The 16,987-nt window shown below is 64.2% G+C and carries 17 protein-coding genes; 10 read left to right on the top strand and 7 right to left on the bottom strand.

The window, feature by feature from the left end; translation table 11 throughout:
* The first annotated feature begins 7 nt into the window (after window positions 1–7).
* From AC1RDJ_RS18930 to AC1RDJ_RS18940, 3 genes are all read left to right on the top strand, one after another.
* Entirely contained in the window at window positions 8–1,036 is a 1,029-nt protein-coding gene (locus AC1RDJ_RS18930) for an FAD:protein FMN transferase (protein WP_493028384.1), read from the top strand.
* A 13-nt stretch (window positions 1,037–1,049) separates the two neighbouring features.
* Window positions 1,050–2,414, top strand: coding sequence for a sulfite reductase subunit alpha (locus AC1RDJ_RS18935; protein ID WP_493028385.1), 1,365 nt, complete (start codon window positions 1,050–1,052; stop codon window positions 2,412–2,414).
* A gap of 70 nt (window positions 2,415–2,484) precedes the next feature.
* Window positions 2,485–3,036: a glutathione peroxidase gene (locus AC1RDJ_RS18940; RefSeq protein WP_493028387.1), complete on the top strand. Its 552-nt coding sequence runs from the start codon at window positions 2,485–2,487 to the stop codon at window positions 3,034–3,036.
* Window positions 3,037–3,073: 37 nt separating this feature from the next.
* Here the strand turns inward: AC1RDJ_RS18940 and AC1RDJ_RS18945 are convergent, their stop codons facing one another.
* The 6 genes from AC1RDJ_RS18945 to AC1RDJ_RS18970 form a co-directional block, all read right to left on the bottom strand.
* Entirely contained in the window at window positions 3,074–4,300 is a 1,227-nt protein-coding gene (locus AC1RDJ_RS18945) for a DUF2325 domain-containing protein (protein ID WP_083411660.1), read from the bottom strand.
* Window positions 4,301–4,332: 32 nt separating this feature from the next.
* Window positions 4,333–4,671, bottom strand: coding sequence for a hypothetical protein (locus AC1RDJ_RS18950; RefSeq protein ID WP_289885524.1), 339 nt, complete (start codon window positions 4,669–4,671; stop codon window positions 4,333–4,335).
* Between the two features lie 88 nt (window positions 4,672–4,759).
* On the bottom strand, window positions 4,760–4,957 hold the full coding sequence (hemP, locus tag AC1RDJ_RS18955; protein ID WP_071322532.1) for a hemin uptake protein HemP: 198 nt from the start codon (window positions 4,955–4,957) through the stop codon (window positions 4,760–4,762).
* Window positions 4,958–5,234: 277 nt separating this feature from the next.
* Entirely contained in the window at window positions 5,235–6,041 is an 807-nt protein-coding gene (locus AC1RDJ_RS18960; protein ID WP_071326277.1) for a Crp/Fnr family transcriptional regulator, read from the bottom strand.
* A gap of 354 nt (window positions 6,042–6,395) precedes the next feature.
* Window positions 6,396–7,040 carry a response regulator gene (locus AC1RDJ_RS18965; protein ID WP_034750556.1) on the bottom strand — a complete coding sequence of 215 codons (645 nt, stop codon included), beginning with the start codon at window positions 7,038–7,040 and terminating at the stop codon, window positions 6,396–6,398.
* Window positions 7,041–7,195: 155 nt separating this feature from the next.
* The gene (locus tag AC1RDJ_RS18970) at window positions 7,196–7,663 is read right to left on the bottom strand and encodes a universal stress protein (RefSeq protein ID WP_289885525.1); all 468 of its coding nucleotides are present in this window, start codon (window positions 7,661–7,663) and stop codon (window positions 7,196–7,198) included.
* A 457-nt stretch (window positions 7,664–8,120) separates the two neighbouring features.
* Between AC1RDJ_RS18970 and AC1RDJ_RS18975 the strand changes: the two genes are divergently transcribed.
* Both AC1RDJ_RS18975 and AC1RDJ_RS18980 read left to right on the top strand, forming a co-directional pair.
* Complete coding sequence (locus AC1RDJ_RS18975) at window positions 8,121–8,990, top strand: protein phosphatase CheZ (protein ID WP_071322534.1); 870 nt, start codon at window positions 8,121–8,123, stop codon at window positions 8,988–8,990.
* Window positions 8,990–10,864 (top strand): chemotaxis protein CheA, encoded by a 1,875-nt coding sequence (locus AC1RDJ_RS18980; RefSeq protein WP_493028388.1) that lies wholly within the window; start codon window positions 8,990–8,992, stop codon window positions 10,862–10,864. The genes AC1RDJ_RS18975 and AC1RDJ_RS18980 overlap by 1 nt, the downstream gene beginning before the upstream one ends.
* 76 nt (window positions 10,865–10,940) lie before the next feature.
* Here the strand turns inward: AC1RDJ_RS18980 and AC1RDJ_RS18985 are convergent, their stop codons facing one another.
* Window positions 10,941–12,071, bottom strand: a complete 1,131-nt coding sequence (locus AC1RDJ_RS18985) for a S41 family peptidase (RefSeq protein ID WP_493028389.1) — start codon at window positions 12,069–12,071, stop codon at window positions 10,941–10,943.
* A gap of 338 nt (window positions 12,072–12,409) precedes the next feature.
* Between AC1RDJ_RS18985 and leuC the strand changes: the two genes are divergently transcribed.
* The 5 genes from leuC (at window position 12,410) to asd (ending at window position 16,958) form a co-directional block, all read left to right on the top strand.
* The gene (gene leuC, locus AC1RDJ_RS18990) at window positions 12,410–13,813 is read left to right on the top strand and encodes a 3-isopropylmalate dehydratase large subunit (RefSeq protein ID WP_071322537.1); all 1,404 of its coding nucleotides are present in this window, start codon (window positions 12,410–12,412) and stop codon (window positions 13,811–13,813) included.
* A gap of 68 nt (window positions 13,814–13,881) precedes the next feature.
* Window positions 13,882–14,004 carry an entericidin A/B family lipoprotein gene (locus AC1RDJ_RS18995; protein WP_010400408.1) on the top strand — a complete coding sequence of 41 codons (123 nt, stop codon included), beginning with the start codon at window positions 13,882–13,884 and terminating at the stop codon, window positions 14,002–14,004.
* A 51-nt stretch (window positions 14,005–14,055) separates the two neighbouring features.
* The gene (gene leuD / locus AC1RDJ_RS19000; RefSeq protein WP_071322538.1) at window positions 14,056–14,703 is read left to right on the top strand and encodes a 3-isopropylmalate dehydratase small subunit; all 648 of its coding nucleotides are present in this window, start codon (window positions 14,056–14,058) and stop codon (window positions 14,701–14,703) included.
* An 11-nt stretch (window positions 14,704–14,714) separates the two neighbouring features.
* The gene (gene leuB, locus AC1RDJ_RS19005) at window positions 14,715–15,785 is read left to right on the top strand and encodes a 3-isopropylmalate dehydrogenase (RefSeq protein ID WP_493028390.1); all 1,071 of its coding nucleotides are present in this window, start codon (window positions 14,715–14,717) and stop codon (window positions 15,783–15,785) included.
* A gap of 45 nt (window positions 15,786–15,830) precedes the next feature.
* Complete coding sequence (asd, locus tag AC1RDJ_RS19010) at window positions 15,831–16,958, top strand: aspartate-semialdehyde dehydrogenase (protein WP_071650193.1); 1,128 nt, start codon at window positions 15,831–15,833, stop codon at window positions 16,956–16,958.
* Window positions 16,959–16,987 lie beyond the last annotated feature (29 nt).

Genomic DNA, 16,987 nt, shown 5'->3' on the forward strand with positions numbered 1-16,987 from the left:
AGCGCCGATGCGCCGGGTCCTGCTGCCGCAGCATATTTCCGATCAGCTGGCGCCGCCCGGCGCCGCGATCCGGGATCTGCGCGGCCTGTCGATGGGCACCAGCTGGTCGGTGCGCCTGGTCGATGCCGCCATGCCGGGACGTGCCGGCAACGCCGACCTGCAGCAGGGCTTGCAGCAGCAGCTGGACCTGGTCGTCGCGCAAATGAGCCACTGGAGCGAAGACTCGGACCTGGGCCGCTTCAACCGGGCCGAGCCGGGCAGCTGGCACAGCCTGCCCGCCGCCTTTTGCGAGGTGCTGGAGTTTGCCATGCAGGTGGCGCAGGCATCCGGCGGCGCCTACGATCCGTGCGCGGGCGCCCTCGTCAACCTGTGGGGCTTCGGCCCCAGCCACCGGTATGACGAGCCCGGTTTTCTTCCCCCCAAGCACGATACCGTCGCCTTGCTGCTGTCGCAGCGCCAGCGGCGCCGCCTGGAGCTGGACTTGCCGGCCCGCCGCGCGCGCCAGCCCGGCGGCTTGCAGCTGGATTTGTCGGCCATCGCCAAGGGCTATGGCGTGGACCGCCTGGCCCGCTACCTCGACAGCCAGGGCATCGGCCATTACCTGGTGGAAGTGGGCGGCGAGCTGCGCGGCGCCGGCAGCAAGCCCGACGGCCAGCCGTGGTGGGTCATGCTGGAACAGGTCGATGGCGCCGAGGCGGGGCAGCAGCCGGCGGAAATGATGCTGGCGCTGCATGGCCTGTCGGTGGCGACCTCGGGCGACTACCGGCGTTTCTTCCAGGACGGTACGGCGCGCTTTTCGCATACGATCGACCCGCGCAGCGGCATGCCGATCGCCAATCAACTCGCTTCCGTCACCGTCGTGCATGCGCAATGCATGGCGGCCGATGCCTGGTCGACGGCCCTGACCGTGCTGGGTGCCGAGGCCGGCATGGCGCTGGCCGAGGAACAGGGCCTGGCCGCGCGCTTCCTGCAGCGCGACGGGCGCGGCTACCGCGAATTTTTGAGCAGCCATATGCGGGCCATGCTCGACGAATGAACAGTTTATTTCCATGATTTTTACGCACGATACGACGCGGCTGGCCTTGCTGGCCGCCCTGTCCCTCAGTTACGCGGGCGTCTGCCTGGCGCCCTGGCTGCGCGCGCGCGCCCGGCGCCGCGCGTCCGATGCCGCCAGGGCCGCGCTGGCCAACAACCGTCCCTGGCTGGTGGCGTATGCGAGCCAGACGGGCAATGCCGAGGAACTGGCCACGCAAACGGCGCACAGCCTGCAACTGGCCGGCATTCCCGTGCGCCTGTGCGCGCTGGCCGAACTGACGGCCATTGATCTGCAACAAGCGGAACGGGCCTTGTTCCTGGTCAGCACCTATGGCGAAGGCGATGCCCCCGACAATGCGGCCGCCTTCATGGGCCGCCTGATGACGGGCGAGCTGGCGCTGCCGCAATTGCATTACGCCGTGCTGGCCCTGGGCGACCGCAGCTATGGCCACTTCTGCGGCTTTGGCCGCGCACTCGAAGCCTGGCTGGCGGCGCAGGGTGCGGCGCGCCTGTTCGAACGCATCGAGGTCGACCGCAGCGCCAGCGCCGCTATCGAGCAATGGTTCCAGCACCTGAGCCACCTGGCCGGCACCAGCGATGCGCCGGACTGGAGCGCCCCGGCCTTCGGCGACTGGCGCCTGATGCACAGGCGCTTGCTCAATCCGGGCAGCGCCGGCGGCGCCATCTATCACGTGGAGCTGGCGCCGGCCGCAGGCAGCTTGCCGGAATGGCAGTCGGGCGACCTGGTGCAGGTGGCCGCGCCGCTCGAGCCGTCGCAGCCGCGCGAATATTCGATCGCCTCGGTCCCGCGCGATGGCGGCGTGCACCTGCTGGTGCGCCAGCATGCGCATCCGGACGGCAGCCTGGGCCTGGCGTCGGGCTGGCTGACGGCGCAGGCGGCCATCGGCGACGTGGTGCAGCTGCGCCTGCGCCAGCACCGGCGTTTCCGCCTGGAAGACAATGCCCGGCGCCCCCTGATACTGATCGGCAATGGCAGCGGCATCGCCGGCTTGCGCGGCCACCTGAAAAGCCGCGTGCTGGCGGGCCAGCGGCGCAATTGGCTGATCTTTGGCGAGCGCAACGCGGCCCACGATTTCCATTACCGCGAAGAAATTGAACGCTGGCATGCCAGCGGCGATCTGCCGCGCCTGGACCTGGCGTTTTCGCGCGACCAGGCCGAGCGGACCTACGTGCAGGACCTCCTGCGCGGCAATGCCGACGAAGTCAAGCTCTGGCTGGAGCAGGGCGCCGCCATCTACATCTGCGGCAGCCTGGCCGGCATGGCGGGCGGCGTCGACCAGGCGCTGCAGGAAATGCTGGGCCGGCCCGCGCTCGACGCGCTGGCGGCCGAAGGGCGTTACCGGCGCGACGTCTACTGAGTTTTTTTCCGGCGCCAGCGCGTTCGCGCGCAGGCGGCTATGATGGCTGTTTCACCCAGGGAGTACCATCATGAGCGAGAGTATCTACGACATTCCCTTGCGCCGCATCAATGGCGAAGCCAGCAGCCTGGACGCGTATCGCGGCAAGGTCGTGCTGGTGGTCAACGTGGCTTCCGCCTGCGGCCTGACGCCGCAGTATGCGGGGCTGGAAAAACTGTATGAAGACAAACAGGCCGACGGCCTCGTGGTGGCCGGTTTTCCCGCCAATGAATTCGGCGCGCAGGAGCCGGGCGGCAACGACGAGATCGCTGACTTTTGCCGTGGCACCTTCGGCGTGCAATTTCCCATGTTTGAAAAGATCGTCGTCAAGGGACCGGGCCAGCATCCGCTGTACCGGCGCCTGGTGCAGGAGCAGCCGCGCGCGCAGGAAAAGCCGGGCAGCGATTTCCGCGCCAAGCTGGCCGGCTACGGCATCACGCAGGAGCAGCCGGACGACGTGCTGTGGAACTTCGAGAAGTTCTTGATCAGCAAGGCGGGCAAGGTGGTGGGGCGTTTCGCGCCCGACACCACGGTCGACGACGCACTGCTGCGCGACGCCATCGAGCGCGAGCTGCAGGCATAGCGGCGCTGCGGGCGGCATGCGCCGCCCGTGGCTGGTCTTACTCGGCAGCGTCCAGCGCGGCCGGTTCCATCTCGCCGCTCACTTCCTGCAAGCCGCGCGCCAGGCTGGAGATGCTGGGGTTGTCGATGAAGACGCAGCGCTTGCCCGTGCGCTTGCAGTAATCCTTCACGCGCCAGTAGGCGCTGTGGCTGATGCAGCCGGTCTGGCAAATCACCAGGTCGGCCGCCGCCAGGCTCGAATCGAGCAGGTTGGCATTGTCTTCCAGGCCGCCGTCGTGGTGGGCGAACTGCGCGCCGACGCGTTCGATCAGGGCGCGGTAGGTGGCGACATTGCCGCTGCGTCCACCTACGCACAGCACGCTTTGATCGACGAGGCGGATCGGCATCTTCAGCTTGCCGCCCGTGGGCACTTCCAGCTTCGGTGCCGGCGGCGGCGCGGCGGCGCCGGGGCGCGGCTGGGCCTGCTTCAATTCCGTGATTTGCTGGCGCAATTCCTTTTCGCGTTCATCCATCTGCGCCAGGCGCTCGACCAGGCGCGTGCGCGATTCCAGCGCCGGGATGGCCGCCTGCAATTGCGCCAGTTCGGCGCGCAAGCCGTCGATCACGCTATCCTTGCCGATCGATTCGGCCCGCGTGCGCAGCAGCACGGCTTCCTGGCGTTCCAGGTCGCCCGTCTTTTCCAGCAGCATGGCCTGGCTGCGCTGTTGCAGCTTGGCCAGTTCGTGCGTCAGGCGTGTATTTTCTTCCTGCAAGGCCGTAAATTTGCCCATGTCGGCGCGCACGCAGGCGCCGGCCTGGTGCTGGATCATGTGCAGGTCGCGGCACATCTGCTCCTCCAGCTCGGCGTCGCAGCGCGGGTGCGTCAGGCCGGCCCAGAAGGCGCCCGACACGTCGCCATTGGCGACGGCCGTGCGCCACAGCTGGGCCACCTGTTCCGTCGTCTTGGCGCCGCGAAAGCGCAGGATCACGGGAGCGTAGCGGCGTTCGAGTTCCTTTTGCAGCGCTTCCGACAGGCGGTTGCGCGCGCCGCATTCCGTCACGGCGCCCACGTGCACTTCGTAATCGTCGGCCAGCACGCGCCCGCCCGTCATCTTGCCGACCAGCTTGCGCAAGTAACCGAGCGGCAAGCCGACGCCGACCAGCGGGCAATGGCAGGTATGCGACAGTTCCCACAGCCGGCGGCGGCGTGAGGCGAGCGCGGCCGTATCGGCCTCGCCGCTGGAACAATTGCTGATGACGGGCAGGGACTTGTCTTTGTCACACATGGCGATATCCTGTTGGGCGGTGGAGATGGTGTTTATTGCGGCAGCGGCGAAGCGGGGCGCTTGGCGCTCAGCATGCGTGCCAGTCGTTCGAGGAGCGTGCTTTTCGGTGGCATGGGCCGCTGCAGCGCGACGAGCGCGGCCCATTGTTGCGACAGTTGCTGGCAAGTGGCTTGCAGCACCGGCCCCAGGTCGGGCAGGCCGGACAGCACTTGCAGATGGCGTTCGATCACGGACGCCAGTTGCGGACACGGCGCCTGTCCGGCGCTGCCCGCATGGTAATGCGACATCAGGTGCAGCACGGCCGACAGCATCAACTCAGGCTGTTGCCCATTCACGGCAGAAAACTTCGAAGAAGGTCGGTCGGTCGCCATCAAACGCTCCTGTGCGGTGGTTTGGCTGGCTGGCGCCCACGAAGGGCACGACTGGCTGGCGAGTGTGGTGGCTGGCTGCGGTGCTGGATCAGGCAGTCAGGATCAGCTTGTTCAATTGTGTGACGCGCAGGCGGTAAATCTTGCCGCTGTGTTCAATCTCCACTTCGCGGCCCTGTTGCAGCAGCGCTTCGCTGGTGATGCGGCGCGCCGGCTGCGCCACGCTGACGGGAGGGCGGACGTGGGCGCTGGCGGCATCCTGGATCAAGGCTGGTTTTGAGCTTTGCATGTTGGGCTTTCTTTGTCTCAGTTGAGAATGATTCGTATTTGCATTATTGTTGAATGTGGCCCGAAAAGCAAGGCTTATTTGTGGCGAATCCGCGCTTTTTTAGTGCGGCATGGCACGCAAGTTCATTGCGCAGTAGAAATGCTGGCGCGGCTGCGCTGCAGGGGAGGCGCCCGGAAGGCGCGTGCGGGGAGGGCGGCAAAAAAGACCCGGAACGGCGTTGCGCGCCGCAGCCGGGTCAAGCCTGTGCCAAGCTTGAAGAAAGAGGGATGGTCCTATCTCAAATGGTGGCCAGCAATTGCGCCGAGACGTCGGCCGCGGCGGCCGTGTCGGCCTTGAGCTTGGCGGCGGCCAGCTGCTTGGCGCGCGAACGCGAGGGCGGCAGGCGGCGCAGGGTTTTCAGCGCTTCCGGGTCCTTGATGCCGATGGTGCGCTGGTCGACGGTGATCAGGCCGATCTCGTTGAAGGCGGACAGGGTGCGGCTGACCGTTTCCAGGGTCAGGCCCAGGTAGCTGCCGATTTCATGGCGCGTCATCCGCAGGTTGAACAGTTTGCTCGAATAACCCATCTGCGCGAAGCGGTCGGCCAGCGAGACAAGGAAGCGGGCCACGCGCGCCTCGGCGCTGAGGGCGCCCAGCATGCCGATCATGGCCTGTTCGCGCACCAGTTCGCGGCTCATCACGCCGTACATGACGTTTTCCAGTTCCATGTGGACACGGCCCAGCGCCGTGAGCTTCTTGAATGGCAGCAGGATCAGGTCGCAGTCGGACAGGGCCACGGCTTCCGAGGAATAGTGGCGCGAGTGGATGCCGTCGACGCCCAGCATGTCGCCTTTCATGGGAAAGCTCAGTACCTGTTCATTGCCGAACTCATCGATGAGGACGGTTTTCAGGAAGCCCGAGTTGACGATATACAAGGTGTCGAACGGCTGGCCGATCGTGTGCACGCGCTGCCCCGTCTTGAATTGCACGTGCTGGAACAGCAGCTCGTCGGCGGCGATGGTGCAGGCGCTGGAGATATGCAGCAGATCGCATACCTCCTTCAGGTTCGACCACAGCCGCCCCTGGCGCTGGCGTCCCGCTTCCATCGGGGTCGATGGGGCCAGCGGTGACGAGGCAGGGCGGGTTTCAGACGTGTGCGTGGACAGCATGTTCATCTCCTGGTGACAGGTAGTTCAGAGTTGAATGACGGAGTGCGCCAGGGCGGCGGGCACGGCGCGAGGGTCTGCGGCGCGCGTCCTGGCAGTTAATGCTCAATTCGCTGAAGACTTGCTGTGTGATGAAATAACTTCCCAGCAACTTGATTACTGGTTTCAGTATGCCAACAAGCGTATGGAATTCATATCAGCAGTGGCTGAATATGGCGGTAGGAGCTGCGGTAGGGGAAGTAGGATTGTTCCTACAGTTGCCGGCGGTCGTGCGCCGCCGGCCGAGACAGGCTGTCAGGTCTTGAAGGGGGACAGCAGCCGGTGGGCTACCGCGTATTGCACCATTTCCGACAAGGAACTCATGCCCATCTTTTGCATGATGCGTGTCTTGTGCGTGCTGACCGTCTTCACGCTCAGGTGCAGGTTGTTGGCGATCTCGGTGATCGACTTGCCTGCCACCAGCAGGGAAAACACTTCGAATTCGCGGTCCGACAGCTGTTTGTGCAGCAAGCTTTCATTCGGCATCATGATGTTGAGCACCAGCTGCTCGGCCACCTCGGCGCTGATATAGGGGCGCCCCGATGCCACCTTGTGGATGGCGCCCACCAGCTGCGTGCCCGCGCTTTCCTTGGTCAGGTAGCCTTGCGCGCCGGCGCGGATGGCGCGCACCGCATATTGCTCTTCCTCGTGCATGGTGAGGATGAGGATGGCCAGCTTCGGCGCTTCGCTGCGGATCTGGCGGATCAGGTCGACGCCGCTGCGGCCAGGCATCGACAGGTCGAGCAGCAGCAGGTCGAAGCCGCCCTGGCGCACATGGTTGAGTACTTCAAAGCCATCGATGGCTTCGCCCACGATGTCGATGTCCGGCGCGCCGTCGAGGATGCGCTTCAATCCTTCGCGCATGATGGTGTGGTCGTCGGCAATCACAATGCGTATCATAGGCGGGCAATCTGGAAGCGTGCAATCTGCTGTGTCCGTTACCGGACAGTCAAATGTTAAGAAACGAGAAATATTGTCATATTAACTGAAAATGGCCGCGGGCTTGTCCTTTTCTCAAGCTGCCGGCGCGCAGCCTCTCCCTGTCATGGGACTCCTCATTTGGGCTGCGGTTCCTTGATCAGCCTGTGCACCAGCACGGGCAGCTTCGAATGCGACAGCACCTTGTTGGTCACGCTGCCCAGCAGCAACTGGCCCCAGCCGCTGCGGCCGTGCGAGCCCATGAAGATCAGGTCGCAGTGCTGGAGCTGCGCCACTTCCACGATTTTCAGGGCAGGACTGTCGGAAAAGGCCGTCAGGCCCGTCGCCTCCAGGCCCCGCTTGGCGGCCGCGTCGAGGATCGGCTGCCAGTGGTCGGCGCCCGCCTTGCGCATGGCGATGCGGTATTCCTCTTCGCTGGGATAGCTGGGCGGGATGATTTCGATGTACACGGGATACTGGTATTCCGGCGCCACGTACACGGCGAGGATGTCGGCGTGCATCTGTTCGGCAAAGGCGACACCGGCGCAGGCGGTCAGGTTGGAGACGGTGGAACCGTCCGTGGCGATCAGAATTTTCTTATACATGGCAGCTCCTTTGGCGGTGGACCAGCGCGCGCGACGCCTCTTATTGTAGACGCGGCGACAGCATTGTTTTCATGTAAAGACTTGATAATTGTCAATACTCTTGCACCTTCAGTATAGACAACATTGATAGAAAGATCGTGTTTTTGGCTGCGCAGGCTGTGGCGCGCGTGGCGCGCGGGCCAGGATTTCTCGCGCGATGCGTGGTCTTGCCTGCACGCCAATGGTAGTATTTCAAAATACAACAGCAGGAACACTTATTTCCTGGTGGAAAAGCTCTTGCAGGCCCGCTTTGCACCAGGAAGCGCGTTTTGAGATTTACCAACAGGGCGGCGCCCTGCTACACTCGCACCATCGCAGCGGTATTGCCTCAAATCATCTTAATCGAGAAATTGCGGGTATCAGTCTGTAAAACGCACAGTTCAGGCGGAATTTTGACAAATTATGGAGAAGCAGGGATATGACCAACGCCGCTGATGATTTCGATGCATTATTCGATGAAGTATCTGCGCAAAGCGCGGCCGCGGCCCAGCCCGCGCCTGCCGCCGCGCCCGCCCCCGCCGTGATCGCGGATGACGATTTTGACGCGCTGTTCGACGCCGTTTCGGCCAGCGCCGCCGTGCCGGCCCCGGCTGCCGTCGCCGCGCCTGCCGTGGAAGCGGCCGCCGCGCCGGCAGCGCCAGAGGCGCCCGCCGCAGCTGGCGAAGCCGCCGACCCTGTCGACCAGTCCGACAAGCCGATGTTCGAGCGCCTGGGCGGCATCGTGCGCCTGTTGCACGATTCGTTGCGCGAACTGGGCTACGACAAGGCGCTGACGGAAGCGTCGTCGCAGATCGTCGACGCGCAGGACCGCCTGGAATACGTGGCCACGCTCACCGAGCAGGCGGCCAACAAGGTCCTCAACACGCTCGACGAAGGCATGCCGGCGCAGGATGTGCTGTCGAAGAAGGCCAAGGACATGGACAGCCGCTGGACGGCCCTGTTCGACGGCAAGCTGAGCCTGGAAGAATTCAAGGCCCTGGCCGGCGACTCGCGCCAGTTCGCGCAAGCCGTTGCCGAGGCGACGGAAGCGGAAAAAGCGCGCCTGCTGGAAATCATGATGGCCCAGGACTTCCAGGACATCACGGGCCAGCTGATCAAAAAAGTGGTGAACATCACCAAGACGGTGGAGCACGAGCTGGCGCAGTTGCTGCGCGACAACGCGCCGGCCGAAGTGCGCGAGAAACTCGCGCAGAAGCAGGACGCGCCGCTGATGCAGGGCCCTTCCGTGCCGTCGGTGGCGCTGGACCAGGATAATGTAGACGACCTTCTTGCGGATTTGGGATTCTAATGGACGATATGCTCAAGGATTTCGTCGTCGAGGCGATGGATCTTGCGGTTAATGTTGAAGAGCACTTATTGCGTCTCGAGCGCGATCCGGACAACAAGGAAACACTGAATGCCGTGTTTCGTTCTTTCCACACCATCAAGGGCGGCGCCGGTTTCATGGGCTTGCCTGCGCTGGTGGCGGCTTGCCATCTGACGGAAAACCTGTTCGACGCGCTGCGCACGGGCGCCGCGCCGGTGACCCCCATCGCCATCGAGGCGGCGCTGCAGGCATCCGGCTTCGTTGCCGACCAGCTGACGGAACTGGCGAACGGCGCCGCGCCGGAAAGCCTGCCGGCCATGCCGGAAGAGCTCGAACACATCCTCACCAACGCCATCGAAGGCAAGGGCATGGACGCGCCAGCGCCTGCCGCCGCCGTGGTGGTGGAAGCCGTCGTGGCCGAAGTGATCGTGGCCGCGCCTGCCGCCGCTGCCGCGACAGCCAGCGCCGATGGCCTGGACTGGGAAGGCATGTATAACGCCGTCGTGCCGGAAGGCAGCCAGCTGGCCGCCGCGCCGGCCCCCGTCGCCGCTGCCGTTACTGCCGCTGTTGCCGCCGCGCCTGCCGCTACGGCCGCCGCCAAGCCGGCCGGCAAGAACTGGGATGGCGTGGACCGCCGCGAAGAGCGTCCCGACGTGCGCCACGCCGCGCCCGTCAAGGAAGACAGCATCCGCGTCGACGCCGTCAAGCTCGACGCGCTGCTGGAAGTGGCCGGCGAATCCGTGCAGGCCGCCAACCAGGCTGCCGTGCTGCTCGAGCGCCTGCTGCAATTCAAGTTCGAAGGCCAGGCCGCCACCCTGATGGCGACGCTGGCGGAAACCCTGGAACGCGCGTCGCGCTACTCGACGGAACTGCAGCGCGCCACCCTGGCCACGCGCATGCAGCCCGTGGGCCGGCTGTTCCAGAAATTCCCGCGCCTGGTGCGCGAACTGGCGAAGGACCTGGGCAAGGATGTCGAGCTGACCATCGAGGGTGCGGAGACGGAAGTCGACCGCGTGGTGGTCGACAGCCTGTACGATCCGCTCGTGCACATGCTGCGCAACTCGCTCGACCACGGCGTCGAATCGCCGGAAGCGCGCCTGGCCGCCGGCAAGCCCGCCAAGTCGTATATCTCGCTGAAAGCATGGCAGGAAGCCAACAGCGTGATGATCGTGCTGCAGGATGACGGCAAGGGCATGGATCCGGTCTTCCTGCGCAGCAAGGCACAGCAAAAGGGCCTGATCAGCGAAAACGCGCAATTGAGCAACGATGAATGCTTCCAGCTGGTGTTCCTGCCGGGCTTCTCGACCAAGGAAGTCGCGTCCAGCGTCTCCGGCCGTGGCGTCGGCATGGACGTGGTGAAGACGGCCGTGGAGAAAAACCGCGGCGCCATCCACATCGAGTCGGCGCTGGGCAAGGGCACCAAGTTCGCCATCCGCCTGCCGATCGAGCTGTCGATCGTGCCGACCATGCTCGTCTCCACCTCGGGCGCCGCGCTGGCGCTGCCGATGGCGGTGGTGCAGCGCGTCGTCGAGTTGCCGGAAACCTTCATGGAAGTGGGCGGCGCGCCCGTGCTGAAGGACCAGGGGCGTCCATTGCCCGTGCGTTCGCTGGCCGGTGCCCTGGGCTACGAGTCGTGCAGCGAGCGCGTCGGCATTGTCGTCGCCGCGCCACAGCCGTACATCCTCGCCGTGGAAGCCGTCGATGGCACGGCCGACCTCGTGATCAAGCCGATGACGGCCATCACCGTGGAAGGCATCACGGGCACGGCCCGCTCGGCCGAAGGCGAGCTGGTGCTGGTCGTCGGCCTGTCGTTCCTGATGGATGGTTGCCGGGGCAGTGTCCGCTTGGCGGCCTGAAGACAGCTGACAATATCGTTGTACCCATGAGAAAGCCCGCTACGTGTAGCGGGCTTTTTTCATGGCGCCAGCGGCGTCAGATGTTATCCGGACGTAATGTGCCGCCTTCCAGCCAGCGCTGCACGCGCACGATTTCCTGGGCGCGCGCAGCCTCGTCCTTTGGCGGCGGCAAATAGATGTCGGGCATGATGCCGCCCAGGTCCACCTGCAGCTGCGGCAAGCGGGCCGAGCGCGAGGTGGCGTATTGCAGCTGGCGCACGCCGGACGGCAGCGCGTGCAGGCGCAGGTTGGAATAGTCGAGCGCGCCTTCGCTGTTGCGGCCGATCAATTTGACATGGAAGCTTTGCCGCGCCGCCAGCAGGAATTCCTCGCAGGAACTGGCGCACTCGCTGTCGATCAACACGGCCACGCGCGCCGGCTGACGCGGTTCCGGCGCGCTCACGCGGTCATAGCTGATGAGGTTGCCGCTTTCCTGCGCCACGTATTCGCCCGGCTTGACCGTGCGCATCTGTTTCACGGCCTGGGCCGCAAAGTCGATGCAGTCCTGGTCGCCTGGCGCCTGTAGCGGGCAGACGGCTTCCTGGCCCGCGATATTGGCCGGCGTGGACAGCCATTCGGCGCCCAAGCTGACCGTTTCGTCCGAGCTGATCCATTGCAGCAGCGGCGCATACGTGCCGTCGCTGCCGCCGCTGTTGCCGCGCACGTCGAGGATCCAGTTGGGACGCGCCACCAGTGCCGCGCGGTGCGTGTCGAGCAGGGTGGCGACGGCGGCGCGGTAGCGGTCTTGAAAGCTGGGCAGGGTCAGGAGCACGGTCGCGTCCGACAAGATTCGCAGCGCCGGCTCTTTCGACGGGGCGGCCTGGCGCGCCACGCTTGGCTTGGCCGGCGCCGGCTTGGCGACGTCCTGCGCGCTGGCCGGCTGCACGTACAAATGGCCCTTGCGCCACATGCCCAGATAGTTGCCCAGGATCGCGTTGCACGCCTTGTCGTCGGCCGTGCTGGCCGCCGCCTTGCTGGTCGTGGCCAGCGCCAGGTCGAAATACGCCTGCCCTTTTTGTGCCAGGTGCGCGCGTGCGCCCGTATCGTTTTCCAGCAGGAAAGGTGGGATGGCGCGCAAGTCCTGCACGCACAGTTCGCCCGGCGTGGCCGCCGCCGCATGCGCGTTGGCCAGGGTGAGGGCGGCCAGCGCCCAGGAATGCAGTTTCATTCAGGTCCCCATCGGATGTGGACGCGTGCGGGTGCGCGCGCCGTTCATTATTGTCGAAACACGATACACGAAAGATTGAGGAAAAAATATCATTTTCTGGCGATGCCGTCGGTCGTTCGGTGGCCCGCCCGCGGATGGGTGCGCCATGCCGCCCATAGGCAGTTATCGGCAATTTTTAGCCCATATCCAACAAATGAGCCGAACTTTGTATCGCCAATCCCACGCTTTTGCCTGTTTCGGTTCTGTATTCCCCGATATATGGCATAATCCTTGTGGATCACCGTATGACTTGGTATCACTTGATCACTTAAACAGGCTGTGGCAACGCTGCATATATCATGATGAAGACGCTTTACGACAAACTTTGGGAATCCCACGTTGTTCGGGCCGAAGATGATGGCACGACAATTCTGTACATCGACCGGCACTTGCTGCACGAAGTCACCAGCCCGCAAGCCTTCGACGGGCTCAGCGTGGCGGGCCGCCAGCCATGGCGCATTTCCGCCAACCTGGCCGTGGCCGACCATAACGTGCCCACCACCAGTCGCGTCGACGGCATCGCCGACCCCGTTTCGCGCCTGCAGGTGGAAACCCTGGACAAGAATGCCCGCAACTTTGGCTTGACGTACTTCAACATGAACGACAAGCGCCAGGGTATCGTGCATGTGATCGGCCCTGAGCAGGGAGCGACCCTGCCCGGCATGACGGTGGTGTGCGGCGATTCGCACACCTCCACGCACGGCGCCTTCGGCGCGCTGGCGCACGGCATCGGCACGTCCGAGGTCGAACACGTGCTGGCCACGCAAACCTTGCTGCAAAAGAAATCCAAGTCCATGCTGGTGCAGGTCGACGGCGCCATGCCGGCCGGCGTGACGGCCAAGGACATCGTGCTGGCCGTCATCGGCAAGATCGGCACGGCCGGCGGCACCGGCTACTGTATCGAGTTCGGCGGTTCGACCATCCGCGCGCTGTCGATGGAAGGCCGCATGACGGTGTGCAACATGGCCATCGAGGCGGGCGCGCGCGCCGGCATCATCGGCGTCGACGACACCACCATCAATTACGTCAAGGGCCGTCCGTTTTCGCCGGCCGGCCCGCACTGGGAACGCGCCGTGAGCTACTGGCGCACCCTGCATTCGGACCCGGGCGCCCGTTTCGACCTCGTCGTCACGCTCAACGCGCAGGACATCGAGCCGCAGGTGACCTGGGGCACCTCGCCCGAGATGGTGGTCGGCATCGATGGCCGCGTACCGGACCCGGACAATGAAAAAGACAGCGTCAAGCGCGACGCCATGGAAAAGGCCCTGGTCTACATGGCCCTGAAGCCGAACACGCCGATTGCCGACATCCGCATCGACAAGGTCTTCATCGGTTCCTGCACCAATTCGCGCATCGAGGACTTGCGCGCGGCGGCGGCCGTGGTGCGCGGCAAGTACCGCGCCTCGAACGTCAGCCTGGCGCTGGTGGTGCCGGGCTCGGGCCTCGTCAAGGACCAGGCCGAGCGCGAAGGACTGGACCGCATCTTCAAGGATGCCGGTTTCGAGTGGCGCGAGCCGGGCTGTTCCATGTGCCTGGCCATGAATGCGGACCGCCTGGAACCGGGCGAACGCTGCGCCTCGACGTCGAACCGCAACTTCGAAGGCCGGCAAGGGCAGGGCGGACGCACCCACCTGGTGTCGCCGGCGATGGCGGCCGCGGCGGGCATCGCCGGCCACTTCGTCGACGTGCGGGGACTGCGATGACGGCAGGGACTGGCGCCGCTGGTTTACACTAGCGCCTTCAGTCCCTTATTGATTATCGAGAAATCATCATGAAAAAACTCTTCGCCCTCCTCATCGCCACCGTCATCCTGTCTGGCTGCAACACCGTCTCCGGCATCGGCCGCGATGTGCAGAAAGTCGGCCAGGTTGTCACTGGCGCCGGCGGAAAATAAACCGCGACGTGCCGGCGCCCTGCGCCGCCCGTCCTACCGAGTAGAAACAGCATGGATAAATTTACGATTTACGAAGGCCTGGTCGCGCCGCTGGACCGCGCCAACGTCGACACCGACGCCATTATCCCGAAGCAATTCCTGAAATCGATCCACCGCAGCGGTTTCGGCCCCAACCTGTTCGACGAATGGCGCTACCTCGACCACGGCGAACCGGGCCAGGACAACAGCCGCCGCCCGCTGAACCCCGAGTTCGTGCTCAACGAGCCGCGCTACCAGGGCGCTTCGATCTTGCTGACGCGCAAAAATTTCGGCTGCGGCTCCTCGCGCGAACACGCGCCGTGGGCGCTGGACCAGTATGGCTTCCGCGCCATCATCGCGCCATCGTTTGCCGATATCTTCTTCAACAACTGCTACAAGAATGGCTTGCTGCCCATCGTGCTGTCGGAAAGCCAGGTCGACCATCTGTTCAATGAAGTCAAGGCCTTTCCCGGCTACAAGCTGGTGGTGGACCTGGAGCAGCAGTGCGTGCGCACCAGCAATGGCTCCGTCTCGTACCCATTCGAGATCGACGCCTTCCGCAAATATTGCCTGATGAATGGCCTCGACGATATCGGCCTGACCCTGCGCCATGCGGACGATATCCGCGCCTTCGAAGAGCGCCACCTCGCCAACCAGCCTTGGCTCGCCAACGTCATCTAATTGATAAAAATATGAAAATTGCAATCTTACCCGGCGACGGCATCGGTCCTGAAATCGTCGCGCAAGCCGTCAAGGTCTTGAATGTGCTGGACGAAGCGTTCGAGCTGGAAACGGCGCCCGTGGGCGGCGCCGGCTATGCGGCCCATGGCCACCCCTTGCCGGAAGGCACCTTGGCCCTGGCGAAGGCGGCCGATGCCGTGCTGTTCGGCGCCGTCGGCGATTATCAATACGATAACCTCGAGCGCCAGTTCCGTCCGGAGCAGGCGATTTTGGGCCTGCGCAAGAACCTGGGCCTGTTCGCCAACCTGCGTCCAGCCATTCTGTATCCGGAACTGGCCGGTGCCTCGACCCTGAAGCCGGAAGTGGTGTCCGGCCTCGATATCCTGATCATCCGCGAATTGACGGGCGACATCTATTTCGGCCAGCCCCGCGGCGTGCGCGAGTGCCCGGACGGTCCGTTCAAGGGCCAGCGCGAAGGTTACGACACCATGCGCTATGCGGAAGGCGAAATCCGCCGCATCGCCCATGTGGCTTTCCAGGCCGCGCAAAAGCGCGACAAGAGGCTCACCAGCGTGGACAAGGCGAACGTGCTGGAAACCTTCCAGTTCTGGAAAGATATCGTCATCGACGTGCACAAGGAATATCCGGACGTTGCGCTCGATCATATGTATGTCGATAACGCGGCCATGCAGCTGGTGCGGGCGCCGAAGAAATTCGACGTCATGGTCACCGGTAACATGTTCGGCGACATCCTGTCGGATGCGGCCGCCATGCTGACGGGCTCGATCGGCATGCTGCCGTCGGCGTCGCTGGATGCCAACAACAAGGGCCTGTACGAGCCATCGCACGGCTCGGCGCCCGACATCGCGGGCAAGGGCATCGCCAATCCGCTGGCGACGATACTGTCGGCGGCCATGATGCTGCGCTATTCGCTGAACCGCGAGGAACAGGCAAATCGCATCGAGGGCGCCGTCAAGCAAGTGCTGGCGCAGGGGCTGCGCACGGCCGACATCCATGAAGCGGGCACGACTTTGGTCGGTACCGAGGCGATGGGTGATGCAGTTGTAAAAGCACTGGGATAAAATAGTCTAATGACGGCAGTCGCCGTCTCATCTTGAGGAATGGTAATGAAATTAGTTGGCTTGGTAGGTTGGCGCGGTATGGTCGGTTCGGTCCTGATGCAGCGCATGCAGGAAGAGGGCGATTTCGCCCACATCGAACCGGTGTTTTTCACCACCTCGAACACGGGTGGCGCGGCGCCAGCCATGGCGAAGAATGAAACCATCCTCAAGGATGCCAACAACATCGCCGAACTGTCCAAGTGCGACATCATCATTTCCTGCCAGGGCGGCGACTACACGAGCGCCGTCTTCCCGCAGCTGCGCGCGGCCGGCTGGAACGGCTACTGGATCGATGCCGCATCGACCCTGCGCATGGAAAAAGACGCCGTCATCGTGCTCGACCCCGTCAACCTGCACGTCATCAAGGATGCGCTGGGCAAGGGCGTCAAGAACTACATCGGCGGCAATTGCACCGTCTCGTGCATGATGATGGGCCTGGGCGGCCTGTTCCAGCACGATTTGATCGACTGGATGACGTCGATGACCTACCAGGCGGCATCGGGCGGCGGCGCGCAGCACATGCGCGAACTGCTGACGCAATTTGGCACCATCAACAGTTCCGTCAAGGCGCTGCTGGAAAACCCGGCCTCGGCCATCCTGGAAATCGACCGCCAGGTGCTGGCCACCCAGCACGGCTATTCCCCGGATGAAATCAAGCAATTCGGCGCGCCGCTGGCCGGCAACCTGATCCCGTGGATCGACAAGGACCTGGGCAACGGCCAGTCGAAGGAAGAGTGGAAGGCCGGCGCGGAAACCAACAAGATCCTCGGCCGCGGCATCGACTTTGGCACCAAGGAAATCCCCGTGGACGGCCTGTGCGTGCGCATCGGTGCCATGCGCTGCCATTCGCAGGCGCTGACCATCAAGCTGAAGAAAGACGTGCCGCTCGATGAAATCAACGACATCATCGCCAGCAATAATCAATGGGTGAAATTCGTGCCGAACACGCGCGAAGCGTCCGTGCGCGACCTGTCGCCGGCCGCCGTCACGGGCAGCCTGACCATTCCCGTCGGCCGCGTGCGCAAGATGAGCATGGGCGGCGAGTACCTGTCCGCGTTCACCGTGGGCGACCAGTTGCTGTGGGGCGCGGCCGAGCCGCTGCGCCGCATGCTGCGTATCCTGCTGGACGCGTAATGGCAATAAATTGCTGATCAGAATCAAGC

The sequence above is a fragment of the Janthinobacterium sp. GW822-FHT07H10 genome (assembly GCF_058798675.1).